The 22,211-nt window shown below is 68.4% G+C and carries 22 protein-coding genes; 13 read left to right on the top strand and 9 right to left on the bottom strand.

What is annotated here, in order from left to right; genetic code table 11:
* The first annotated feature begins 3 nt into the window (after positions 1 to 3).
* Both ACWDUD_RS06100 and ACWDUD_RS06095 read left to right on the top strand, forming a co-directional pair.
* The gene (locus ACWDUD_RS06100) at positions 4 to 1,368 is read left to right on the top strand and encodes an MFS transporter (protein ID WP_420750635.1); all 1,365 of its coding nucleotides are present in this window, start codon (positions 4 to 6) and stop codon (positions 1,366 to 1,368) included.
* Positions 1,369 to 1,376: 8 nt separating this feature from the next.
* A complete protein-coding gene (locus ACWDUD_RS06095; protein WP_450108682.1) occupies positions 1,377 to 2,804 on the top strand; it encodes an MmgE/PrpD family protein in 1,428 nt (475 codons plus the stop codon).
* A 212-nt stretch (positions 2,805 to 3,016) separates the two neighbouring features.
* Here ACWDUD_RS06095 and ACWDUD_RS06090 read toward each other — a convergent pair whose 3' ends face one another.
* The 8 genes from ACWDUD_RS06090 to ACWDUD_RS06055 are packed head-to-tail and all read right to left on the bottom strand — an operon-like array spanning position 3,017 to position 9,536.
* The gene (locus ACWDUD_RS06090; protein ID WP_450108681.1) at positions 3,017 to 4,174 is read right to left on the bottom strand and encodes a flavin reductase family protein; all 1,158 of its coding nucleotides are present in this window, start codon (positions 4,172 to 4,174) and stop codon (positions 3,017 to 3,019) included.
* Positions 4,171 to 4,617 (bottom strand): acyl-CoA thioesterase, encoded by a 447-nt coding sequence (locus ACWDUD_RS06085; protein WP_450108680.1) that lies wholly within the window; start codon positions 4,615 to 4,617, stop codon positions 4,171 to 4,173. The genes ACWDUD_RS06090 and ACWDUD_RS06085 overlap by 4 nt, the downstream gene beginning before the upstream one ends.
* Positions 4,618 to 4,624: 7 nt before the next feature.
* Positions 4,625 to 5,398 (bottom strand): enoyl-CoA hydratase/isomerase family protein, encoded by a 774-nt coding sequence (locus ACWDUD_RS06080; protein WP_450108679.1) that lies wholly within the window; start codon positions 5,396 to 5,398, stop codon positions 4,625 to 4,627.
* A 15-nt stretch (positions 5,399 to 5,413) separates the two neighbouring features.
* Positions 5,414 to 5,914, bottom strand: a complete 501-nt coding sequence (locus ACWDUD_RS06075) for a peptidase associated/transthyretin-like domain-containing protein (RefSeq protein ID WP_420750630.1) — start codon at positions 5,912 to 5,914, stop codon at positions 5,414 to 5,416.
* 11 nt (positions 5,915 to 5,925) lie between these two features.
* The gene (locus ACWDUD_RS06070; RefSeq protein WP_420750629.1) at positions 5,926 to 6,711 is read right to left on the bottom strand and encodes a dioxygenase family protein; all 786 of its coding nucleotides are present in this window, start codon (positions 6,709 to 6,711) and stop codon (positions 5,926 to 5,928) included.
* Positions 6,708 to 7,949: an NAD(P)/FAD-dependent oxidoreductase gene (locus ACWDUD_RS06065; RefSeq protein ID WP_450108678.1), complete on the bottom strand. Its 1,242-nt coding sequence runs from the start codon at positions 7,947 to 7,949 to the stop codon at positions 6,708 to 6,710. Before ACWDUD_RS06065 ends, ACWDUD_RS06070 begins: the two co-directional genes overlap by 4 nt.
* Positions 7,946 to 8,257: a 2Fe-2S iron-sulfur cluster-binding protein gene (locus tag ACWDUD_RS06060; protein WP_420750627.1), complete on the bottom strand. Its 312-nt coding sequence runs from the start codon at positions 8,255 to 8,257 to the stop codon at positions 7,946 to 7,948. The genes ACWDUD_RS06065 and ACWDUD_RS06060 overlap by 4 nt, the downstream gene beginning before the upstream one ends.
* On the bottom strand, positions 8,250 to 9,536 hold the full coding sequence (locus ACWDUD_RS06055) for a cytochrome P450 (protein ID WP_450108677.1): 1,287 nt from the start codon (positions 9,534 to 9,536) through the stop codon (positions 8,250 to 8,252). The genes ACWDUD_RS06060 and ACWDUD_RS06055 overlap by 8 nt, the downstream gene beginning before the upstream one ends.
* Positions 9,537 to 9,856: 320 nt before the next feature.
* On the opposite strand from ACWDUD_RS06055, the gene ACWDUD_RS06050 reads away from it, so the two are divergent.
* The 5 genes from ACWDUD_RS06050 (at position 9,857) to ACWDUD_RS06030 (ending at position 16,357) form a co-directional block, all read left to right on the top strand.
* Entirely contained in the window at positions 9,857 to 11,200 is a 1,344-nt protein-coding gene (locus ACWDUD_RS06050) for an MFS transporter (RefSeq protein ID WP_420750625.1), read from the top strand.
* Positions 11,201 to 11,451: 251 nt separating this feature from the next.
* Positions 11,452 to 12,639: a CaiB/BaiF CoA transferase family protein gene (locus ACWDUD_RS06045; RefSeq protein ID WP_450108676.1), complete on the top strand. Its 1,188-nt coding sequence runs from the start codon at positions 11,452 to 11,454 to the stop codon at positions 12,637 to 12,639.
* Complete coding sequence (locus tag ACWDUD_RS06040) at positions 12,636 to 13,409, top strand: citryl-CoA lyase (protein WP_450108675.1); 774 nt, start codon at positions 12,636 to 12,638, stop codon at positions 13,407 to 13,409. The genes ACWDUD_RS06045 and ACWDUD_RS06040 overlap by 4 nt, the downstream gene beginning before the upstream one ends.
* Complete coding sequence (locus ACWDUD_RS06035; RefSeq protein ID WP_450108674.1) at positions 13,406 to 14,998, top strand: class I adenylate-forming enzyme family protein; 1,593 nt, start codon at positions 13,406 to 13,408, stop codon at positions 14,996 to 14,998. The genes ACWDUD_RS06040 and ACWDUD_RS06035 overlap by 4 nt, the downstream gene beginning before the upstream one ends.
* Before the next feature lie 84 nt (positions 14,999 to 15,082).
* Positions 15,083 to 16,357 carry an acyl-CoA dehydrogenase family protein gene (locus ACWDUD_RS06030; RefSeq protein WP_450108673.1) on the top strand — a complete coding sequence of 425 codons (1,275 nt, stop codon included), beginning with the start codon at positions 15,083 to 15,085 and terminating at the stop codon, positions 16,355 to 16,357.
* Between the two features lie 71 nt (positions 16,358 to 16,428).
* Here the strand turns inward: ACWDUD_RS06030 and ACWDUD_RS06025 are convergent, their stop codons facing one another.
* The gene (locus tag ACWDUD_RS06025) at positions 16,429 to 16,932 is read right to left on the bottom strand and encodes a MarR family winged helix-turn-helix transcriptional regulator (protein WP_248673198.1); all 504 of its coding nucleotides are present in this window, start codon (positions 16,930 to 16,932) and stop codon (positions 16,429 to 16,431) included.
* 211 nt (positions 16,933 to 17,143) lie between these two features.
* Between ACWDUD_RS06025 and ACWDUD_RS06020 the strand changes: the two genes are divergently transcribed.
* From ACWDUD_RS06020 to yhjD, 6 genes are read left to right on the top strand one after another with little or no spacing between them, the layout of a single operon-like run.
* Positions 17,144 to 18,373, top strand: coding sequence for an MFS transporter (locus ACWDUD_RS06020; protein ID WP_450108672.1), 1,230 nt, complete (start codon positions 17,144 to 17,146; stop codon positions 18,371 to 18,373).
* A gap of 5 nt (positions 18,374 to 18,378) precedes the next feature.
* Entirely contained in the window at positions 18,379 to 19,182 is an 804-nt protein-coding gene (locus tag ACWDUD_RS06015) for an exodeoxyribonuclease III (RefSeq protein WP_450108671.1), read from the top strand.
* Positions 19,179 to 19,667 (top strand): ribonuclease domain-containing protein, encoded by a 489-nt coding sequence (locus ACWDUD_RS06010; protein ID WP_197255000.1) that lies wholly within the window; start codon positions 19,179 to 19,181, stop codon positions 19,665 to 19,667. The genes ACWDUD_RS06015 and ACWDUD_RS06010 overlap by 4 nt, the downstream gene beginning before the upstream one ends.
* Positions 19,667 to 20,089: a barstar family protein gene (locus tag ACWDUD_RS06005; RefSeq protein WP_450108670.1), complete on the top strand. Its 423-nt coding sequence runs from the start codon at positions 19,667 to 19,669 to the stop codon at positions 20,087 to 20,089. Before ACWDUD_RS06010 ends, ACWDUD_RS06005 begins: the two co-directional genes overlap by 1 nt.
* A 13-nt stretch (positions 20,090 to 20,102) precedes the next feature.
* A complete protein-coding gene (gene trpS, locus ACWDUD_RS06000; RefSeq protein ID WP_450108669.1) occupies positions 20,103 to 21,143 on the top strand; it encodes a tryptophan--tRNA ligase in 1,041 nt (346 codons plus the stop codon).
* Between the two features lie 14 nt (positions 21,144 to 21,157).
* Positions 21,158 to 22,192, top strand: a complete 1,035-nt coding sequence (yhjD, locus tag ACWDUD_RS05995) for an inner membrane protein YhjD (protein ID WP_197254994.1) — start codon at positions 21,158 to 21,160, stop codon at positions 22,190 to 22,192.
* Positions 22,193 to 22,211 lie beyond the last annotated feature (19 nt).

Genomic DNA, 22,211 nt, shown 5'->3' with positions numbered 1-22,211 from the left:
AAAATGACCACCAGCGGCGAGCTCATCGAAGAAGGTGTGAACAACAACGGGGTGAACACGGAGGGGGGTGCGAAGACCACGGGGAACCCCGCCATGGCGCGCCGAGCCGCGCTCGCCGGAGGCGTCGGTACCGTTATCGAGTACTACGACTTCAGCGTCTACGGATTTCTGGCGCTGACCCTGGCGCCACTGTTCTTCCCAGAGCAGGACCCGGCCACGGCGACCCTCTCGGCGCTGGCTGTGTTCGCGTCCTCGTACCTGGTCCGTCCCGTCGGCGGCTGGTTCTTCGGGATCCTCGGTGACCGCCGCGGCCGGCGCTTCGCGCTCGTCTCGACGGTGCTGCTCATGTCCGCCGCGTGCCTCGTGATGGGTCTGCTGCCCACCCACGCCAACATCGGCATCGCGGCGACCGTCGCGATCGTGATCGTCCGCCTGGTCCAGGGCTTCGCGGCGGGTGGTGAGGTCGGCGGTGCGGCGACCTACATCGCCGAACTCGCGCCTCCGGGGCGCCGCGGCTTCTTCGGAAGTTCCACCGCCATGGGTGCGACCTTCGGTTTCGCGGTGGCCGCGGCCGTCGTCGGTGCCGTCCGGCTGGGCCTGAGCGCCGAGCAGATGCAGTCCTGGGGATGGCGAATTCCGTTCCTGGTCTCCGTGATCTTCGCCGCCGTCGCCCTGTGGGGACGTCTCCGGCTCGAGGACAGCCCGCAGTTCAAGGAACTCGAGGAGCGTCTCGACGGACCGGCCGTGGAGAAGCGACCGCTGGCGACCGTGATCCGCAACCACCCGCTGTCGGTGCTCCGCGTGTTCGGCATGTCGGTCGCGCTCAACGGCACGGTGTACATCGGCCTGACCTATTTCGGAATCTTCCTGCAGCGCAAGGGACATCTCTCGCCGACGGCGATCGCGTGGATCGCCGCCGCGGGTATCGCGATCGCGACCATCACCTTCCCGCTGCCCGGTCTGCTCTCCGACCGGTTCGACCGTAAGCCGGTTCTGATCGTCGGCTACGTCGCACTCGCGCTCCTGGCCTGGCCGGCGTTCTCGATCCTGTCCACCACGAGCAGCGTGCTCCTGGCCATCGCGGTCTACGTCGTCTACATGTTCTTCAACGGATTCGTCCAGGTACCCACCTACGCCCTCGCGGCGGAGTTGTTCCCGACCAACGTGCGGTACACCGGGATCGCGCTGGGTTACAACCTGGGTACCATCACCGCCGGTGGCACCGCGCCCCTGATCGCGGAGCTCCTGGTGCAGCGCACCGGACAGGACACCAGTCCGGCAGGATGGGTCATCCTGGTCGCCGTGGTCGGTCTGATCAGCGTCGCCACCGTGGGGCGGACCGCGTCCAAGTCCCTGCCCCAGCACTGAGGAGTTTCATGAGTATCGACACCGCAACGCTGGAAACCGAGGTGCAGGCCGCGCCGGCCTCCCCGGAACGGCAGATGGCCCGTTTCGTCGCCGACACCGTGGTCGCCGACATCCCCTCCGATGTGCTCGCGATCGCCCATCAGGTCCTGCGCACGGTGTGCGGCACTGCGATCGCCGGGGCCGCCCAGGACGGAATCGCGGAACTGCGGAAGATGGTCGTCGTCCAGGGCGGTCGAGGTGAGGCGCGGTCGTTCGTTCACGGCGACCCCCTCCCGGCGCAGAGCGCCGCGCTGCTCAACGGCACCATGGCGCGCGCCCTCGACTACTGCGACACGATGGTCCCGGGGCTGCACCTCGGTTCCTCGGTCGTGCCGGCGGCGCTGGCCGCCGCCGAGCTCCGCGGCGGGTGCACCGGCTCGGAGCTCCTGGCGGCCCTGGCCGTCGGGCTCGAGGCGGGCATCCGGTTCAACCTCACCGAGGAGCAGTACGCCGGCCTCGACCCGACGGGCGTCGCCGGCCTCCTCGGAGCCACCGCCGCCGCGGCCCGGGCCGCCGGACTCGACGCCGAACAGACCCTGAACGCGCTGGCTCTCTCGTTCAACCGGTGCGCGGCGAGCTTCCAGAGCAACGTCGATGCGTCCCTCGCGGTGCGGTTGATCCAGGGCTGGACCGCGGCGTCGGCCGTGCAGAGCGTCCAGTTCGCCCAGGCTGGACTGACCGGGCCCGCGAACTACCTCTCGGGACCGTTCGGGTACGCGCGGCTGTATGCGCGCGGCGAACGCACTCCGGAGTCGTTCGTCGAGGAGATCGGCGGCCGCTACGGGCTGGGAGACATCTTCTTCAAGAAGTACCCGAGCTGCGGCCTGACCCAGGGTGTCACCGAATCCGCCCTCCTCGCACTGGAATCCGTCGGCAAGGAGAACATCGAGCGGGTCGACATCCACCTGCCGGAGTTCGCCCACAATCTCATCGGCAAGCCGTTCGAGCCGGGCACCAACCCGCGGGTCAACGCGCAGTTCAGTGCCCAGTACACCTGCGCGAACGCCCTCGAGCGCGGTGCCTCGCTGCTCGAGCACTTCGAACCGGAGCGGGTCGCCGAGCTCGACGGATCGGACATGCTCGCGCGGATCCGGGTGCATTTCGATCCGGAGCTGACCGGGCACTCGTCGTCGCGGGTCGAGGTGCACGCCACCACCGGCAGCACGTGGGTGCGGACCCTCGAGATCGGCCCGGGCTACCCCGGCAACCCCCTGACGCCGGAGGAGCAGGCACAGGGGTTCGGTGACTGCGTCGGCTATGCGCCCTGGCGCCTGCCGGCCGATCAGGTGCGCGACCTCGAGCGGATGACGTCCGATCTCACGACGGTGGAGGACGTCCGGAGCGTCGTCTCGGCGTTGATCAGTCCGGACGCGACGTCCCTGCCCGAGTCGCCGTAACGCCGAGCACGACACGAAAGAGGTCCGCGCCGGGGATGCCCGGCGCGGACCTCTTTTCTTTGTCGACGTACTGCCCTCAGGCGCAACCGATTTCGGATTCGACCGGTTGTGGGTGCAACCGGCTTCGGGGATGGGGTTCCGCCGACGAGGAGGGACCACCACGCGCGGTGGCGCATGGCGGTCCCTCCCGTTTCGTGCTCCGTTCGCCCGGGCTACCGGTTTTCGGCAGCCTCCTCGGCGAGTCGACGGAGTTCGAGTCCCCACGCTGCGATGTCCGCGCCCGGCGTGGGTGGTATCCGGCACAGCCGCAGCATGAGTTCGCAGCGGCCGTGAGCATTTCTGATGGGCGCCACCAGGCTTGCGCCCTGGTAGAGCGTCTGCGCCTCGAGCGGCACCGGTCGAAGTTCCGGCACTGCGGCGTGCAGCATCTGCCGGACCTCGCGCTGCCGGGCGGGCGTGACGGAGTCGAGGCCGTACTCGTCCAGGGCGGGGAACAGCAACCGGTCCCGCGTTTCACCGGCGTAGGAGCCGGTCCAGCCGTGTCGGCACGCGTGGGCCAACCGCTCCCGCGCGACGCTCAGCACCTCGTCGTCGGCAGAACCCCCCGCGGTCGCGAGCCACTGCTCGACCTCGGCCTCCGGGGCGCCCACCAGGAACACCTCACCGAGGGGAGGAGTCAGCGGCAGCTTCGAACCCAGGACGGTCGACGGCGGGACGTCGGCTGCGGCCACCGTCGCCACGGCAACCGCATGGTCGGCGACCTTGGCGTAGGCCGTGACCTCGCCTCCTGCCGCGTGGGCCAACGCCTGCATCCCGCTGCGGATGCGCTGCACGATCGGGACGCTCCCGGCGACGATCCCGTCGCTCGGTGCGACGAACGAACCGGGGACGAAGCCGCCGAAACCGCCCTGGAAGAACAGCAGCGGCGCAACGGGTCTGTGGATCGCGAGACTCTTCACCCGGCCGGTGACGAAGTAGTGGTCGCCCGCCGGGGTGGTGGATTCGAGGGTGCAGTCGATACTGCCCACGACGCCGGGCAACAGGGGGGAACCGTTGCCCGACGGCGACCACTCGACCCCGTCGAATTTCGTTGCGGCGGGCCGGGACAGCGCTCGGCACAGCGGTTCCTGGTCGTGGGCGAGGATGTTCACGGTGAACTTCCCCACCTTCTCGATCTCGGCGAAACTCGCCGAGTCGCGGGTGGGCAGGAAACCGACCAACGGGGGATCGAGGGACACCGACGTGAACGTCCCGACGATCATTCCGACCGGTGTCCCCTCGGCGGTCACGCTGGAGATCAGCGCGACCCCGGTGGGATGGTGACCGAGCACCTGCCGGAAATCGGCGGGATCGAGGACCCCGGTGCTCATGACGGTACGGCCACCGGAGTGGGGGCAGTCGAGTCGACCAGGGCGCGAACCTCGTCGGGCCACGCCATCGGACGCCCGCTGTCGCGATCGGTGAGGACGAAGACCGAGCGGGACGACGCGACGTCCTTCTCGCCGACGGACATCGTCTGGAGCAGCGTCATCGACGTGCGTCCGATCTTCTCGATCCGGGTGGCGGTCCGGATGGTCGCGGGGTAGTGGACCTGTCCGGTGAACTCGACCTCGAGCTTGACCAGGGCGAGGATGACGTCGAAACCGACTGTCGGCCTGACGCAGTCGCTCAGGAAGGCGAAGCGCGCGTTCGCGAAAACCTGGGTGAAGGCGGTGTTGCCCATGTGGCGCTGGAAGTCGAGGTCGCTGACCCGCAGGATGTCCTCGACGACGTGCCCGGAGGCGGCGAGCACCGTGCTCGGCTGGTCCGTCATGGCGTCCTCACCCGGCCTTGGCGGCCTTGACCGCGGCGCCGAAGTCCTTGAGGGCCTCTGCGCGGTATTCGCGCATCTCCTCGTTCGCCTCGCGACCGCGCACCAGGCCCTCGGCCAGCGGGAGATCGGCGACCTTGTGGAACAGGCGCTTGGTGGCCTGGAGGGAGGTGGGGATCTGCTCGGCCAAGGCCTGCGCGACCTTCAGGGCTTCGGCGTATTCCTCGCCCTCGGGGACCACGCGGGTGACCATGCCGAGCGCGGCGGCCTCCTCGGCGCCGACGAGGCGGCCGGTGGCCACCAGTTCGAAGCCGGCCTTGCGTCCGAGCTGCTTGGTGAGATTCGCCATCACCACGGCGGCGACCAGACCGTGCTTGATCTCCGGGTAACCCATCCGGACGTCGGCCGATGCGATCGTGATGTCGCAGGCCAGCGCGAGACCGCAACCGCCGCCGACGGTGTAGCCGTGGACCGCGCCGATCACCGGCTTCGAGATCTCGGGGATGGTCTTGTGCAGTTCGTAGGTGAGCCCGGCCCGCGCCTCGACGCGTTCGGTGTTGTCCGGCGTCAGCTCGGCGAATTCGCCGGTGTCCGCGCCGGAGCAGAAGGAGGTGCCCGCGCCGCGGATGACCACGGCCCGGATGTCGTCGTCCTTGTCGGCGCCGCGCAGCTCGTCGGTGAGGCGGATGTAGAGCGCGCTGTCCATCGCGTTGAGCTTCTTGGGACGGTTGAGGGTGAGCACCAGCACGTGGCCGAGGCGCTCGACGATCAGGTTCTCTTCCATGGTGGGGGCCTTTGCCTAGTCGAGGGAGAAGAAGACGGATTCCTGCTCACCCTGCAGGTGAATGTCGTACTGCAGGTGGCCTTCCTGGCCGGTGGGCTGGGCGACGAGCAGGTGACGGCGCTCCTCGGGCACCTGCTGCAGGATCGCGTCGGACCGGTTGGCGTCCGTCTCGTCGGGGAAGAACATCTTGGTGACCAGCGGTCCCGCGAGGCCGCGAGTGAAGATGAAGATGCCCAATTGCGGTGCGAGAGTGTGGCCATCGGCCAGGGTGACCGGCTGCGGCTTGCGCACGACGGCGCGGAAGCGCCCTTCCAGGGTGCGCACGCGGCAGGCCTGTTCGTCGCTCCAGAACTCGAGGAACGCGCCGTAGTCCACGTGCTCGCCCCGACCGTCGAGGAGCATGCCCTCGATGACGATCGCGTCGGGGTGGTCCTCGGAGACGGCCTGGGTGACCGCGGGCGGGGTCAGCGCGAAACCGAACAGGGGGCCGCAGGTCTGTGCGGGGGTGAGAATCATCGAGTCGTCCCTCATTCGAACGGGGTGGCGGCGGATCCGCGGAGCACGATGTCGAAGCGGTAGGCCAGTGCCGAGGGGTTCTTGGTCAGCAGGGCGCCCGGATCGGTCCGCTTGGGCGGGTACACGACGGCACCGCTGCCGTCGACGGTGGGCAGTGTCCTCGATGGGCCGAACGATTCGGAGATCGAGTTGTCCGCGTCCAGTTTGGCGACCAGCCGGTCCTGTCCACGCCGGTCCGGGATGGCATTGATCATGCGGTCCATCCGGATCAGCGGGTCGCCCTCGAAGTACATCTGGGTGACGAGGCGGCTCGCGCATCCGGCGCCGAGCACGGAGAAGTGGATGTGGGAGGCGCGCCAGACACGTGCACCGTCCTTGAACATCGCCGGGTACGGGCCGGGGCGGATCGTGACGAACCGGTAGTAGCCGCGGCTGTCGGTCAGGCAGCGTCCGGCACCGTAGAAGTTCGGGTCGAGCGGAAAGCCCGAGACGTCCAGGGAGTCGCGGTATCCGCCGGCGCTGTTCGCCTGCCAGATCTCGACGAGGGCGTTCTTGACCGGGACACCGCCGCTGTCGGTGATGTGGCCGTGCACGATGACCCGAGTGCCGATCGGCTCGGAGACGCCCTGCACGGTGAGGTCGCTGTCGAACGCGCCGAGCTTGAGCTGCCCGAAGGCGGGGCCCGGCCGGTTGTGGAAGAACTCCTTGTCCAGGTGCACCGGTGCCTGCAGGGGCACGCGCAGGGTGCTGACGAGGGAGTTCGAGTCCGCCAGCGGCGGATCGAACGATTCGATCATGATGTTGCCTCCAGTGCTTGTGCGGCGATGTCCCGGATTCCGAGGCTCTCGTCGGCCACGGTGTGCTGTGCGGGGCTGACCCCGCGGTCCATCAGCCTGCGGGCCGTCAGGAACGCGCCCGGGTCGTTGAGGGCCTCCACCGCGACGAGGTCGTCACCGCGGTAGTGCCACAGGGAGAATCCGTTGCCGTCCTCGGCCTTTCGGGTGACGACGGTGTCGCTCTCGTCGAGCAGGCCGACGATCTGCAGTTTCACGTCGTACTGGTCCGACCAGAACCACGGTGCGGGCCGCGGGGGAGTTTCCCTGCCCGCGATGTGCGCGGCCGCGGCCTTCGCCATGAACTCGGCGTTCTGCACCGACTCGAGTCGCCGTCGCCCGCCGCGCCACGCGAAGTTGGCGCAGTCGCCGATCGCGTAGACGCCGGGGGCGCTGGTGCGGCCGAGTTCGTCGACGGTGATGCCGTTGTCGACGTCGAGGCCGGCGTCGGCGGCGAGCTCGGCGACCGGTTCGGCGCCGATTCCGACGAGCACCAGGTCGGCCTCGATGCGGGTTCCGTCCGTCATCACGCCGGCGGTCACGCGTCCGTCCACGCCGTCGAACGAGGCGAGTTCACGACCTTCGACGAATTCGACGCCGTTGCCCAGGTGCACGGACCGGATGTGCTCGGCCGCCTGTTCGCTGACGACCCGCCCCAGCACTCGGTTGCGTTCGACCACCGTGACGCGACGGCCGAGACGTGCTGCCACGGCGGCGAATTCGAGTCCGATGAAGCCGCCACCGAGGACGAGCACCGACTTCGCGTCGTCGAGGGCGCCGGCCAGGGTGTCGGCGTCGGCGAGGGTCCGGAGCACGTGCACACCGGCGAGTCCGCCCACCAGCGCCTCGGGGAGCCTCCGGGCCCGGGTGCCGGTGGCCAGCACGAGATGGTCGTAGCGGAAGCTGGTGCCGGCGTCGGAGACGACGAGGCGCCGGTCGACGTCGATGCGGGCCACGCGTTCGCCGGTGCGCAGGTCGATCTGCGGTCCCCGGGCACGGCCGCCGAGTGCCAGGTGCTCGGGCTGGGCCTCGCGCAGCAGGTAGCGCTTGGACAGCGGAGGACGCTGGTAGGGGGCGGCCGGCTCGTCGCCGATGACGGTGACCGGGGCCTCGTATCCGGCGGCCCGCAACTGCATGGCGGCGGTGTGGCCGGCCTGTCCGGCGCCGACGATCACGGTTCCGTGGCTCATGGCTGTGCTCACCAGGCGGAGGGCACTTCGACGGTGATGCCGTCGAGCTCGGGCCGGGCAACGATCTGGCAGCTCAGCCGGCTGGTGTCGCGGCGGGGGACCTCGGCGAAGTCCAGCAGGTCGGCCTCGACCGGGGTGGGTTCACCGGTCCGGTGGTCCGACTCGACGTAGACGTGGCAGGTGGCGCACATCATTCCGCCGCCGCATTCGCCGACGATGCCGGGGACGCCGTTGGCGACGGCTGCTTCCATCAGGTTGATGCCGTCGGCGACATCCGCGGTGATGCGCTCGCCGTCGGCGATCCAGGTGACCTCAGCCATTTTCGGAACCTCCAAGGCGGACCTTCAGACTCTGGGGGCCGCGGTGGGCCATCGTCCTGGTCCATTCGAGTTGTTGTCCCTTCACCAGGCTCATGCCGGGGAAGGCGTTGACGAGTTCTTCGAGCACGATCTTCAGTTCGGCGCGTGCGAGGGGTGCTCCCATGCACACGTGGATGCCGTATCCGAAGGACAGGTGTTCACGGGAGTTGCGGCGGTGGATGTCGAAGACCTCGGGACGTTCGAACCGGGCCTCGTCGTGATTCGCCGAGGCCAGGCTGAGCAGGATCTTGCCGCCGGCCGGGATGGTCACGCCGCTCAGTTCGACGTCCTCGAGCGCGGTACGCCGCCAGGTCATGACGGGCGTGCTGTGCCGCAGGACCTCTTCGATCGCGCGGGGAATCAGCGAGGGGTCCGCGACCAGTTCCTCCCAGGCCTCACGATGCTCGAGCAGAGTGAGGACGCTGATGGTCAGGCCGTTGGTGACGGCCTCGTGACCGGCCAGCAGCAGCGCGAAGACGAGGCAGATGATCTCGTTCTCGGTTAGCACGCTGTCGTCGCCGTCACGCAGTTCCAGCAGCTTGCTGGGGTAGTCGTCGCGCGGGTCGACCTTGCGGTCCTCGACGATCTCCCGGCAGAACTGGAAGAAGTTGTTCAGCTCGTGGCCGGCGTCGATCATTTCCTGGTCGGTGAGCTTGCCCCAGATCATGGTGGCGCGGTTGAGCGCCCAGCGCTTGATCTGCAGCGGGTCCACGTCGTCGACGCCGAGCAGCATGAACACCACGCGCGCGGGCATCTCGTGGGTCAGTTCGGCGACGATGTCGACCTCGTCCTCACCGCGTGCGACCTTCTCGCGCAGGCCTTCGACGTACTCCTGGACCAGAGCGCGGACGCGGGGTTCGAAGTCGCGGTAGCGCTTGGGGTTCAGGAACTGGCCCGCACTCTGCCGGATCCGGGAGTGCCGGGGGCGGTCGGTGTTGGACTGCACCGGCTCCACCGTGAAGTTGTTGTCCGCGAGGAACCGGGTGAGCTCCTCGGGGTACGGCTTGACCGAGGACAGCACGTTCGCGGCCGAGAACCGGTCGGCGTCCTTGAACACCGCGAGGACGTCCTCGCGCCTGGTCACCACCCAGTAGTCGGTCTCGGCGTTGTAGAAGACCGGTGCCTCGCGGCGGGCGCCGAGGAAGAACTCGTAGGTGCCGTCGTGATCGAACGGCTTGAATCCGCTGGTCACGGGGCACTGTGCGGCGGCGGCGGTGGGCTTCTCGTCGGTGACAGTCATCCGTCTGCACTTTCTCCCGTCGGTCGTGTGTGACCGTGCTCGAGGTCACATTCGACCGTAGTTGTTGTTTTGTCAACAGACGGTCGAAGTGTGTCCAGAGTTTGATGATTTGTCAACAACTCCCCGGAAATCCGAGGACGGACGCGACTTCGCGGGAGAGCGTGTTGACAAGTCAAGAGTCTTCCGTCACCGTTGTGGTCCAGGTCACCGGACTCCGCCGAACCGATTCCGTGAGCGCAGTCCCGCCCTGGGGCCGGCGCTCCGTTGAAACCGGATTGCGGGCAGTGGCTTTCATAAACGACTCTGTCGAGAGGACTCCTATGGGAGCGAATCGGACTCCTGAACTCGCCGAAGCTTTCGCGTCGGCGGGTAGCACTGCGCCGGCAGGCATGGACCGGGAACGGCGACGCGTCGCGTATGCGACGCTCGTCGGCACCACGGTCGAGTGGTACGACTTTCTTGTCTACGCGCAGGTCGCTGCCCTGCTCTTCGGCAATCTGTTCTTCAGCGGTCTCGGCGAGTGGAGCCAGCTCACCGCGCTGGCGACCACCGGCGTGAGTTTCGTGTTCCGGCCACTCGGGGCGATCATCAGCGGATACCTCGGTGACCGTTACGGCCGCCGCCTCGTGCTGGTGCTCACGCTGGCCCTGATGGGTGTATCGACCGTCCTGGTCGGTCTGCTGCCGACGGCCGCGTCGATCGGTATCGCGGCTCCGATCTTGCTCATTCTGCTGCGGTGCCTCCAGGGGCTCTCCGCGGGCGGCGAGTGGGGTGGCGCGGCGATGCTCGCCGTCGAGCACGCCGAACCCGGTCGCCGCGGGCGCATGGGCTCCTTCCCCCAGATGGGCATGCCGCTCGGCATGATGCTGGCGATCATCGTGATGGCCGTCCTCAACGGCGTGCTGGGCAAGGAAGCGTTCGACTCCTGGGGCTGGCGTCTGCCGTTCCTGTTCTCGGTGGTGCTGGTCCTCGTGGGTCACTTCGTGCGGTCCAGGGTTTCCGAGTCGCCGATCTTCGCGCAGCTCGAGGAATCGAACGCCACGGCGAAGACCCCGCTGCGGGAGCTTCTCGGCAACCACTCCGGCAAGGTCTTCCTCGCGGCCGGCACGCTCGTGGGCAACATCGCCGCCGGGTACATGATCGTCGGTGGTTTCGTTCTCGCGTACTCCACCAAGACACACGACCTGCCCCGCAACCACGTGCTGATGTGGCTCGTCGCGGCCAGCGCGGTGTGGATCGCGTGCACCTACCTCGGGGCGTGGTGGAGTGATCGCGCCGGTCGCCGGGTCGTCTACCGCACGGGCTACTTCCTGCTGTTCGTGATGCTCGTGCCGCAGTTCTGGCTCCTCAGCGGGGGTTCCGAGCTCGGTACCGGCGTGGCGCTGCTGACGCTGGCGGCGCCGCTGGGTCTGACCTACGGACCGCAGTCGGCTCTGTTCGCCGAGATGTTCCCGGCGAAGATCCGGCTCTCCGGGGTGTCGCTGTCCTATGCGGTCGGTGCCGTGCTCGGTGGAGCCTTCGCTCCCACGATCGCCGAGGCGCTGACCAAGAGCTTCGGCTCGGTCATGGCAGTCGCTCCGTACCTGATGGGCATGGCCCTGCTCAGCCTGATCGCCGCGTTCCTCATCCCCGAGCGCTCCAAGGAGCCGCTGCCCACCCACTGAGTGCAGCGGCAGTTCACGAAGCACGGCCGGCGTCGGCGGCGTGGACCTCGGGTCCCGTCGCCGGCGCCGGCGTGCCGTTTTCCGGCAGGCCTGCGGAAGGGCCGACCCTGTGGCGTCGAGCCACATCCATCGCAAATGTGGTGTTGACAACTCAACAACTCTCTCGACAAGATGCGTGTTGACAAAACAACAACTTGTGACGGGGTCGTGCAATGCGTCGGCGCCCGGGCCGCAAGTCGTAGGAGGAAGCTGTGGAGATTCAGCAGAGCAAGGAAGCGGGAAGTCCGCTCGGAATGCTTCCGGGACTGAAAGTCGTGGAGATGGGCCAGAACCTGGCCGCTCCGTACGCTTCGTTGATCCTCGGTGACCTGGGCGCCGACGTCGTCAAGGTCGAGAAGCCCGGCGGTGACGACGCCCGCGGATGGGGCCCGCCGTTCGTGGGGGACAGCTCGGTGAGCTTCCACATGATGAACCGCAACAAGAAGTCCGTGGTTCTCTCCCTCGATGACGAGAACGACTACAAGGCGTTCCTCGATCTCATCCGCGATGCCGACGTCTTCGTCCACAACCTGCGCCCCGGCGTCGACAAGAAGCTCAAGGCCGACGCCGACACGCTCATGGCCGTGAACCCGCGGCTGATCTACTGCGGGATGTCGGCCTTCGGTCACGCCGGCCCGATGGCCGACCGTCCCGGCTACGAGCCTCTCCTGCAGGCCTTTTCGGGCATGGTCGCCATCAACGGTGACCCGAGCGGACCGCCCTCGCGGGTCGGCCCCTCGGTGGTCGACCTCGGCACCGGCATGTGGTCGGTCATCGGTGTGCTCTCGGCACTCCTGCAGCGTCAGGTCACCGGACTGGGCAGCGAGGTCAAGACCTCCCTGCTGGAGACCGCCGTCAACTGGGCAGGTCGCCACATCGCCGATTACGGTGCCACGGGCAAGATTCCGCCGCGCGTGGGCACCGGCCACAACTCGCTCACGCCCTACGGGGCGTTCGAGGCGTCGGACGGCCCGTTCATCATCGCGGCCGGCAACGACCGACTGTTCGCCAAACTGGCCGGGGCACTGGGCCATCCGGAGTGGCCCGAAGATCCGCGCTTCACGACCAACGCGGCCCGCACGGAGAACCGTCCCACGCTCCTGCCGCTGATCTCCGAGATCGTCGCCGGTGCCACCGTCGCGGAGTGGATCGAGCGCCTCGAGGCGGCGGGAGTGCCCTGCGCACCGATCAATTCGATCCCGCAGGTCCTCGAGCACCCGCAGACCGCGGCGATGCAGATGATCCTCGACACCGACGACGAGCGGCTCAAGCTCACCGGACTGCCGCTGAGCATCAACGGTGCCCGGGCAGGCTTCGGCACCGAGGCTCCGGCGCTCGACGCGCACCATGACGAACTGGTCGACGGCGCAGCCGCGACGAACACGGGAGAAGTCAAGTGACCCAGGCAGTGACACACATCGCGACCTCCGACGAGAAGTCGGTCACCGTCCGCGGCAAGGACCTGTGCGAGGAGCTCATCGGCGAGCGCACCTTCACCGAGATGATCTACTTCCTGTCCGTCGGGCGGATGCCGTCCACCGCCGAGGCGCGTGTCCTCGACGCCTGCCTGGTCACCTTGATGGAACACGGCTGGGTCCCGACCTCGATCGTCACCCGCCTGGTCGCGGACAGCGTCCCCGACGACGTGCAGGTCGCGATGGCCGCCGGTCTGCTCTCCGTCGGCCCGGTCTTCGCCGGCACCATGGAAGGCTGCGCGGAAATCCTCGCCGAAGGCATCCGCAGCGGTGAGGACCCGGACGTGTACTGCAAGCGGGTCGCCGAGGAGTATGTCGGCACCAAGCGGCCGGTCCCGGGATTCGGGCACCGCCTGCACAAGCCGGACGATCCGCGCTCGATCAAGCTGCTGCGTGTCGCCGAGGAGAACGGGCTCAAGGGCCGCTACGTCGATCTGCTCCTGACGCTGAGCCGCGAGGTCGACGCCGCCCGCGGTGGCCGGCACCTGACCATCAACGCCACCGGCATGATCGCCGCGCTGTTCCTGGAGATCGGAATCCCGCTGAAGGCGGGCCGCGGCATGGCCGTGGTCTCGCGCGCCGGCGGTCTGCTCGGTCACGTGGTCGAGGAGTTCAACGAGCCCTCCGCGCGGAAGATCTGGCAGCTCACCCGGGAAGGCATCCCGTACTCGGCACCCGAGGAGACGCAGGCATGACCGCCGCGTCGACCGATCGGTACTCCTCGGCCGAGGTGCTGGCGCTCTATCGCGAGCACGACGGAACCCTGGCCGATCTCGTCCGCAGCCGCGCCGAGACCGATTCCGGGCGCGAGATGCTCGTGTGCGGCGAGCGGTCCCGGTCCTGGGCGCAGGCCCTGGACGCGGCCGGCCGTCTGGCCGCCTACCTGCACGGCCGCGGTGTCGTCGCCGGCGACCGCGTGCTCGTCATGGGCCGCAACAGCGACTGGCACGTGCTCGCGTTGCTCGCCGCCGCGGGGCTCGGTGCCGTGTTCGTCCCCGTCAACCCGGATTTCAAGGTGGAGGAGGCGGCCTACGTCCTGCGCCAGTCGGGTGCCCGGGCCGTCCTCTGCGACGAGGTCGCCGCAGCGACCGCCGAGGCGGCGCGCGCCGAGGTCGACGAGGACGTCTGGATCGAACGGCTCGGCGAGCACCTGCTCACCGCAGAGCCGATGACGCTCGGTGGCGACCCGGAGGCGCCGTGCGTGATGATCTACACCTCCGGAACCACCGGTTTCCCCAAGGGCGTCCTGCACTCTCAGCAGAGCGTGATCGCCGCGGGGGAGAGCTTCGTGGAACGGGTGCAGCTGCAGCCGCACGACCGGGTCCTGGCGATCCTTCCGCTCTTCCACGTCAACGGACTGCTCTACTCGGTGGCGGGCGCGCTCGCCGCGGGCGCGACGCTGCTGGTGGAGCCGAAGTTCTCGGCGTCGAACTTCTGGACGACCGTGACGACGCTGTGCGCGACGCAGGTCAACATGATCGAGGCGATCAGCGCGATCCTGCTCAACCGACCCGAGAGCGAGTACGTTTCCGAGCACGGGCTGCGCAAGATCTACGGGATCCGGCAGGCGAGCATGCAGGCCTTCCGCGACCGGTTCGGTGTGCCGCACCTGGTGGGCGGCTACGGCATGACGGAGATCCCCGGCATCCTGAGCACCCCCTACGACGGCGAGACTCCGAAGGGCAGCATGGGCCGGTTGTGCCGGCATCCCGATCCCGCGCGGCCGTGGGCCAAGTGCCGGATCGTCGACGACAACGGCGCCGACGTCCCCGACGGAACGGTCGGCGAACTGTGGGTGAACACGCCCATCGTGATGCTCGGCTACTTCCGTGAACCCGAGCAGACCGCCGATTCCTTCGACGGCGGCTGGTTCAAGACCGGCGACCTCGTCCGCCGCGACGAGGACGGGTGGTTCTACTTCGTCGCCCGCAAGAAGGACATCATCCGCCGGCGCGGGGAGAACATCTCCGGCGCCGAACTCGACCGGGTCGTTGCCGAGCATCCGGAGATCGTGCTCGCCGCGGCTGTCGGCGTGCCCTCCGAAATGGGTGACGACGACATCCTGCTCGTGGTGACCAGGCGAACGGATTCGCAACTGACAGAACAGGAAGTCGCCGACTTCTGCAGCACACGACTGGCCCGGATCAAGCGACCGCGCTACGTCGTGTTCACCGACGACATGCCTCTCACCCCCACCGGAAAGGTCGCGAAACACCGGTTGCGCGCGGACGCCACGCTCCGCGACCGCGCCTGCGAAGTCGACCTCGTAACCGCCGAACAGTAAGCCCGCACCGTCGTCGGTGACGACGCGCAGCCACCCGTCGAACCGGTCAGCGTGACCGACGGTGGCCACAGAAAGGACCGAGCAATGACCGAGACCCTCGCACCACGCACCGCATCCTTCGTCTGGGACGACCCGATCGGCCGGATCCACGAATTCCTGGTCGGCGACTTCACGTCCTCGCCGCTGGTGCAACGTGCCCGCGACCTCGTTCCGACGCTGAAGGAGCGCGCGGCACGCCAGGCGCAGCAGGACCGCATCCTGCCGGAGACGATCGAGGACATGCAGCGGGCAGGGTTCTTCCAGATGCTGCAGCCGCGTTCCCACGGCGGTTTCGAACTGTCGCCGATCGAATCGTTCGAGGTGACTTCGATTCTCGCGGAGGGAGATCCGTCCGTCGGCTGGGTCCTGGGCGTGGTCGCCATCCACCACTTCCACCTCGGCTTCTTCGACGAGCGTGCCCAGTCGGACGTCTGGTCGACGGACCACACCACGCTGGTCAGTTCGCCGTACGCGCCGCAGACCGCGAAGCGGGTGGACGGCGGCTACCTCCTGTCCGGCCGCTGGTCGTTCTCGTCGGGCAGCGACTACTGCGAATGGGCGCTGCTCGGCGCGAACGTCGAAGGCGAGCCGACCCCCGGACCCGGACCGCTGGGCAGCCACGTGCTGCTGCTCCCGCGCAAGGACTACGAGATCGTCCACAACTGGGACGTCTCGGGCCTGCGCGCTACGGGTAGCAACGACATCGTGGTCGAGAACGCCTTCGTCCCCGACCACCGCAGCCTGACCTGGAACGAGGTGCACGACGGAACGGCACCGGGGCTCGCGCTCAACGACGGGCTGCTGTTCAAGCTCCCGTTCTTCCAGGTCTTCTCCCGCGCCACCCAGGCTCCCACCGCGCTCGGCGCACTGAAGGGCATGGCCGACGCCCTGGCCGACTTCATCCGGAGCAAGGGACGCAAGGGTGTCGATCCTGCTGCTGCCCTCGCACTCGCCGAGGCGTACTCGTTCATCTCGGAGGCGAAGGGACGGCTGTACGCGAACTACGGTGCGGTGATCGCCGAAGCGACCGGCGGTGCCGCGGTTTCGCCCGAGCGGCTCGAGGAGTTCCGGTTCCAGTCGGCGTACATCCCCGCGCGCGCCGCCCGGTACGGCACCGAGCTGTACCGCGTCGCGGGTGGCACCGGTATCTACAACACCCGGCCGTTCGGGCGGTACCTCACGGACCTGATGGCCACGCAGACCCACGCCATCAACAACTTCCAGGCCCGGGCGATGGACTGGATGGGTCCGCAGCTCGACATCACGGGTTCGTTCGTCTCGAAGCCGGACGGCGTGGTGCCGAACGCGATTCGGCGCTGAGCCGCCGGCGAGCACTGCTCGGCCCGGGTACCGATACGGTGCCCGGGCCGATCTGCTTTTCGGCGGTCCGTCTATTCGCTCAGCCCGTCCAGGTTCTCGCGGAAGCGCCGCAGCATTTCGTTGAACTTCTTGATCTCCCGCGGTGTGAAGCCCGACAGCACCTGCTTCTGGCGAGCGAGCACATCCTCGAGCATGCGGTCGTGGAGCTCGTATCCCTCCGGCGTCAGATGCCACAGGCGGCTCCGCGGATTCGTGCCGTTCGCTATCGCCTCGGCCAGGCCGAGCTTCTCGAGCTTGCTCAACGCGCGGCTCACGGCACCCTTGTCGTAGCCGACCGCGGGGCTGGCCGCGGTCACCGGGACATCCGGTTCCTTGCACAGCATCACCAGCATTCGCCATTCCATCGCGCTGATGCCGAATTTGTTCTGGTAGTGCCGGGAGGCGCTCCGGTTGAAACTGTTGGCGGCCCACACCAGAAGGACCGTCGGATTGTTGTCGAGATTGAGCGACTTCGAGCCGGAGCCGTCGCTGCGCTCGACGTCCTCGACAAAGAATTCATCGAGCGCGTCGGCCATGCGTTGCCCTTTCGGTTTCGGCTCGAACCGACGATCTCGGTGAACCGGACAGGAATCAGTTCTTGTTTCGTCAACAGTTTAAGGGCATTTCGGCGATTGCCAAGAGGCTGCAGCTGTTTGCCCACCCGAAGTTCCGGGGTGAGTGCCGGGTGAGTGAAGTCACGGGGCCGCACCGGTGACCTCGCCGCCGCGCACGGGACAATGGACACCCGTGACTCTCACCGACATCGCGCACCCACCCACCGGGTCCGGAACCGTCCGCAGCCGCGCCCTCGCGGTGTTCGCGCTGGCGCTGGGTGGCTTCGGAATCGGCACCACCGAATACGTCGCGATGGGACTGCTCCCCGAAATCGCCGCCGACCTCGGTATCACCGAGCCCACCGCCGGCCACACCATCTCCGCGTATGCGCTCGGCGTCGTCGTCGGCGCACCGCTGTTCGCGGTGCTCGCCGCCCGAATGCCCCGTAAGACGCTGCTCGCCGCCCTGATGGCGGTCTTCACGCTCGGCAACGCCGCCTCGGTCACGGCCTCGGGCTACGGGCTCCTCGTCGCGGCCCGTTTCCTCGCCGGCCTGCCGCACGGGGCCTACTTCGGGGTGGCCGCGCTGGTCGCCGCGCACCTCGCCGGTCCCCGGCGCCGCGCCCGGGCCGTCGCCCAGGTGATGCTGGGCCTGTCCGTCGCCAACGTCGTCGGTGTGCCCGCTGCGTCGTGGCTCGGGCAGGCCCTCGGCTGGCGGACGGCGTTCGGCCTCGTGGTCGTCATCGGCGCCGCGACCGTCGCGGCCATCACCGCCTGGATACCGAAGGTCTCGATGCCCGCCACCAACCCGATCACCGAACTCGGTGCGCTGCGGCGACGGCAGGTGTGGCTTACGTTGATCGTCGCGACCGTCGGTTTCGCCGGGTGCTTCGCCGTCTACACCTACCTGGCGACCACCCTCACCGACGTCACCGGCGTCGCCCGCTCGACGGTCCCGATCGGGCTGGCCGTGTACGGCGCGGGCATGGTTGCGGGCAGTCTCGCCGGCGGTCGCATCGCCGACCGTGCGCTGATTCCCGGCCTGATCGGCGGCATGCTCGTCTACGCCGCGCTGCTCGGCCTGTTCGTCGCCGGCGCTCACCATCCGGTCGCGGCGTTCGTGCTGCTATTCCTCATCGGCGCGACCAACGCCTCACTGATCCCGGGGCTGCAGACCCGCCTCATGGACGTCGCCGCCGACGCCCAATCCCTCGCCGCGTCCCTGAACCACGCCGCGCTCAATGCCGCGAATGCGCTGGGCGCGTGGCTGGGTGGCCTCGTCATCGCCGCCGGGTTCGGCTATACGGCGCCCGCCGCGGTCGGAGCCGTACTCGCGCTCGCAGGGGTCGCGGTCCTCACATTCTCCGTCCGCCTCGACACCCTCCCACCGGACCGGATCCGTCGACTGCGTCGGATACGGTGACCGGCGTGCCTCGCATCATCACCACCGTCAACGTCAACGGCGTGCGCGCCGCGGCCACCAAGGGCCTGCTCGAATGGCTCGCGGGGTCGGCCGCGGACATCGTGTGCCTGCAGGAGGTCCGCGCGACCGAGAAGCAGTTCCACGCGGCGATCGCGCCCGCCCTCGCCGCCGGATGGCAGGTCGTCGGCGCCGAATCCTCCGCGAAGGGCCGGGCCGGTGTCGCGATCATGTCCCGGGTTCCCGCGGACGCCGTCCGCGTCGGCTTCGGCGACGAGAGCTTCGCCGACACCGGCCGCTACCTCGAGGCCGACTTCGGCGACCTGACGGTCGGGAGCCTCTACCTGCCGACCGGCGAAGCGGAAACCCCGAAGCAGGACGAGAAGGAGCGCTTCATGAAGTCGCTCGCCGCCTACCTGGGGGACCGCGCCGCCGAGGTCGTCGAGGCGGACCGGCACATGCTCGTGTGCGGCGACTGGAACATCGCGCACACGGAACGGGACATCAAGAACTGGAAGGGCAACATCCGCAAGTCCGGGTTCCTGCCGCACGAACGCGAATGGGTCGGCGATCTCCTCGCGACCGGTCAGTGGCGCGATGTCGTGCGCGAGCACCACGGCGATGTCCCCGGCCCGTACTCGTGGTGGTCGTACCGGGGCAAGGCCTTCGACACCGACGCGGGCTGGCGGATCGACTACCACCTGGTGACCCCGGCACTCGCCGACCGGGTGACCGCGGCCCGCGTCGAACGGGCCGCGACATATGCCGAACGCTGGTCGGACCACGCGCCGGTGACGGTCGAATTCCGATGATCCGGCACCGGGTGAACCGGCACTGCAAGGCGGCCCTGCTCGCGCTGCTGTCCGCGATCGTCGCCCTGTTCGTCACGGCCTGCGGATCCGCGGGCACCGACACCGGCACGACCGTCGCGCCGCTGCTGTCCGTTCCCTCCTCGACAGCACAGCCGTCCGGGACGGCACAGCCGAACGGCGACACCGTCACCTGCGAGCCGGAAGGTCCGATCCCCGACTACGTCTGGGACACCCTCGAGCTCATCGACGCGGGGGACTGGCCACCGGACGACGCCCCGGGCACCCAGGGCGGTCGCCGGTTCGGCAACTACGAGGGCGAGCTGCCCACCGTCGGCGACGACGGGCGACCGGCGGCCTACCAGGAATGGGACGTCAACCGGAAGAAGCCCGGGCGCAGCCGCGACGCCGAACGCATCGTCACCGGTGCGGACGGATCGGCGTGGTACACCGCCGACCACTACGAGTCGTTCACGAGGATGTGCTGATGCGAGCCGACCTGACCCTGCTCGAGACCACCCGATCCGGGGCAGCGGACCTCGAGGAACAACTGCGGCAGGACGGGCGCGTCGTGCACCTGCGCGGCCGGAAGATGACGACCCTCCGGCAGCTGTTCGACGAGTTCGCCGCGGCGCTGCAGTTCCCGTACTACTTCGGTGCGAACAAGGACGCGTTCGACGAGTGCCTGTCCGAGGTCTGCGAGGCCGCCGCGCCGTCGGTACTGGTATTCGACGCACACGAACTGCTCACAGGAGAACCGGACCAGCTGGCGTGGTTCGTCGCGGTGCTCGGGCAGATCCCGCTGCGGGTGATCCTGCAGGTTCCGCCGCAGCACGCCGACGCCGTGGCCGAGCGATTCGCCGCGGCCGGACACGGCGACCTCGGTCGCAGCGCCGAACCCGGTGCGTGACAGTATCGAGAGCATGTCGAGCACTGCAGATCAGAACGCCACCGCGCCGACCGCCCGGCCTCGGGTGCTGTCCGGCATTCAGCCCACCTCGGATTCCTTCCATCTCGGGAACTTCCTCGGTGCGCTGCAGCAGTGGGTTCCGATGCAGGACGAGTTCGACGCCTACTACTTCATTCCCGACCTGCACGCGATCACCGTGCCGCAGAATCCGAAGGAGCTGCGCAAGCGGGTGCTGGTCTCGGCGGCGCAGCTCCTGGCCGTGGGCATCGACCCCGAGAAGTCGGTGCTGTTCGTGCAGAGCCACGTGCCCGAGCACGTCGAACTGTCCTGGGTGCTGACCTGCATGACCGGCTTCGGTGAGGCCAGCCGGATGACGCAGTTCAAGGACAAGTCCGCGAAGCAGGGCACCGAGCACGCCGGGGTCGGCCTGTTCACCTACCCGATGCTCATGGCCGCGGACATCCTGCTCTACCGCGCGCAGAAGGTCCCGGTCGGCGAGGATCAGCGCCAGCACCTCGAATTGACCCGCGACCTCGCGCAGCGTTTCAACAAGCGCTACGGCAAGACCTTCGTCGTCCCCGAGCCGCACATCGTCAAGGGCACCGCGAAGATCTACGACCTGCAGGACCCGACGTCGAAGATGAGCAAGTCGGCCGAGACCGCGGCCGGCCTGATCAACCTGCTCGACGACCCGAAGGTGTCCGCGAAGAAGATCAGGTCGGCCGTCACCGACAACGAACGGGAGATCCGCTTCGACCGCGAGGCCAAGCCCGGCGTGAGCAACCTGCTCACCATCCAGTCGGCGCTCTCCGGCCGCGACATCGACGATCTCGTCGCCGGATACGAGGGCAAGGGCTACGGCGATCTGAAGAACGACACCGCCGCGGTGCTCACCGAGTTCGTGACGCCGCTGCGGGCGAAGGTCGACGAGTACCTGTCCGACGAAACCGAACTGCTCAAGATCCTGTCGAACGGCGCGGACCGTGCGCGCGACGTCGCTTCCCGGACACTTGCCCAGGTCTATGACAAGGTGGGATTCCTGCCCCGCAAGTAGAAGGAGCGTCACGGATGGCCGGCGCGAGCGACGAGAAGAAACCCGGTTTCCTCGATCGGCAGCGTGCCGCCCATCCCTGGCTCGACCACACGATCCGGACCGGGCTGCGCTACCAGGAGCACAAAGGCGACTACTACGCCGCCGGTATCACGTACTTCACGGTGCTGGCTCTCGTGCCGATCCTCATGGTGGCGTTCTCGATCGCCGGTTTCGTGCTCGCCGGCCGACCCGAGATGATCGAGCAGATCCAGGACGCGATCGCCGAGAACATCCCCGGGCAACTCGGTGACACCGTGCAGAGTCTGATCGCGTCGGCGATCAACTCGCGCGGCGCCGTCGGCGTGATCGGGCTGCTCACCGCGTCGTACGCGGGACTCGGCTGGATGGCGAACGTGCGTGACGGCCTCACCGCGATGTGGGACCACCCGCGCGACAAGGGCAACTTCGTGGTCTCCAAACTGCGGGACGGGGCGTCGCTGCTGGGTCTCGGTCTCGCCATGCTCGTCTCGCTCGGGTTGTCGGCGCTGAGCAGCGGCCCGATCATGTCCAGGCTCGTCACGCTGCTGAACATGGAGAACCTCCTCGGGATCGGCGTCGCGTTGCGGATCGCCGCGCTGGTCTTCGCGCTGGGCGCGACCTGGGCGGTGTTCACGTGGGTGATCGCGCGGCTGCCCCGCGAACCGGTCACCTTTCGTAGCGCCGCGCAGGCCGGTCTGATCGCCGCGATCGGATTCGAAGTGCTCAAGCAGGCCGGGTCGATCTATCTCGAGATCGTGCTGAACGGGCCCGCCGGCGTCGCCTTCGGCCCGATCCTCGGTCTGCTCATCTTCTCCAACCTGACGGCGAAGCTGCTGCTGTTGTGTACGGCGTGGGCGGCGTCGAAGAAGGAGAATCTGGCCTTGGCGCACGTGCCCGCGCCGGAATCGGCGACGATCACTCCGCGGCTCGAGGTGCACCAGGGTCCCGGGGTGCGGGGGAGCATCGCGCTCCTCGGCGCGGGCATTCTGGGTGGCGCGCTGCTCGGGTCGCGCCGACGCGCCCGGAGATGACCGGCGAAGTCGAGGGGCC

The organism is Rhodococcus sp. NPDC003382, from assembly GCF_053589135.1.
Note: the sequence above shows the minus strand (reverse complement) of the source record. Positions and strands in the feature narration are given on the sequence as shown.

Excerpts from the sequence above, each read along its gene's own strand:
- ACWDUD_RS06100 (WP_420750635.1), top strand. The coding sequence starts at position 4 with ATGACCACCAGCGGCGAGCTCATCGAAGAAGGTGTGAACAACAACGGG.
- ACWDUD_RS06095 (WP_450108682.1), top strand. The coding sequence starts at position 1,377 with ATGAGTATCGACACCGCAACGCTGGAAACCGAGGTGCAGGCCGCGCCG.
- ACWDUD_RS06090 (WP_450108681.1), bottom strand. The coding sequence starts at position 4,174 with ATGAGCACCGGGGTCCTCGATCCCGCCGATTTCCGGCAGGTGCTCGGT.
- ACWDUD_RS06085 (WP_450108680.1), bottom strand. The coding sequence starts at position 4,617 with ATGACGGACCAGCCGAGCACGGTGCTCGCCGCCTCCGGGCACGTCGTC.
- ACWDUD_RS06080 (WP_450108679.1), bottom strand. The coding sequence starts at position 5,398 with ATGGAAGAGAACCTGATCGTCGAGCGCCTCGGCCACGTGCTGGTGCTC.
- ACWDUD_RS06075 (WP_420750630.1), bottom strand. The coding sequence starts at position 5,914 with ATGATTCTCACCCCCGCACAGACCTGCGGCCCCCTGTTCGGTTTCGCG.
- ACWDUD_RS06070 (WP_420750629.1), bottom strand. The coding sequence starts at position 6,711 with ATGATCGAATCGTTCGATCCGCCGCTGGCGGACTCGAACTCCCTCGTC.
- ACWDUD_RS06060 (WP_420750627.1), bottom strand. The coding sequence starts at position 8,257 with ATGGCTGAGGTCACCTGGATCGCCGACGGCGAGCGCATCACCGCGGAT.
- ACWDUD_RS06055 (WP_450108677.1), bottom strand. The coding sequence starts at position 9,536 with ATGACTGTCACCGACGAGAAGCCCACCGCCGCCGCCGCACAGTGCCCC.
- ACWDUD_RS06050 (WP_420750625.1), top strand. The coding sequence starts at position 9,857 with ATGGGAGCGAATCGGACTCCTGAACTCGCCGAAGCTTTCGCGTCGGCG.
- ACWDUD_RS06035 (WP_450108674.1), top strand. The coding sequence starts at position 13,406 with ATGACCGCCGCGTCGACCGATCGGTACTCCTCGGCCGAGGTGCTGGCG.
- ACWDUD_RS06030 (WP_450108673.1), top strand. The coding sequence starts at position 15,083 with ATGACCGAGACCCTCGCACCACGCACCGCATCCTTCGTCTGGGACGAC.
- ACWDUD_RS06025 (WP_248673198.1), bottom strand. The coding sequence starts at position 16,932 with ATGGCCGACGCGCTCGATGAATTCTTTGTCGAGGACGTCGAGCGCAGC.
- ACWDUD_RS06010 (WP_197255000.1), top strand. The coding sequence starts at position 19,179 with ATGATCCGGCACCGGGTGAACCGGCACTGCAAGGCGGCCCTGCTCGCG.
- ACWDUD_RS06005 (WP_450108670.1), top strand. The coding sequence starts at position 19,667 with ATGCGAGCCGACCTGACCCTGCTCGAGACCACCCGATCCGGGGCAGCG.
- trpS (WP_450108669.1), top strand. The coding sequence starts at position 20,103 with ATGTCGAGCACTGCAGATCAGAACGCCACCGCGCCGACCGCCCGGCCT.
- yhjD (WP_197254994.1), top strand. The coding sequence starts at position 21,158 with ATGGCCGGCGCGAGCGACGAGAAGAAACCCGGTTTCCTCGATCGGCAG.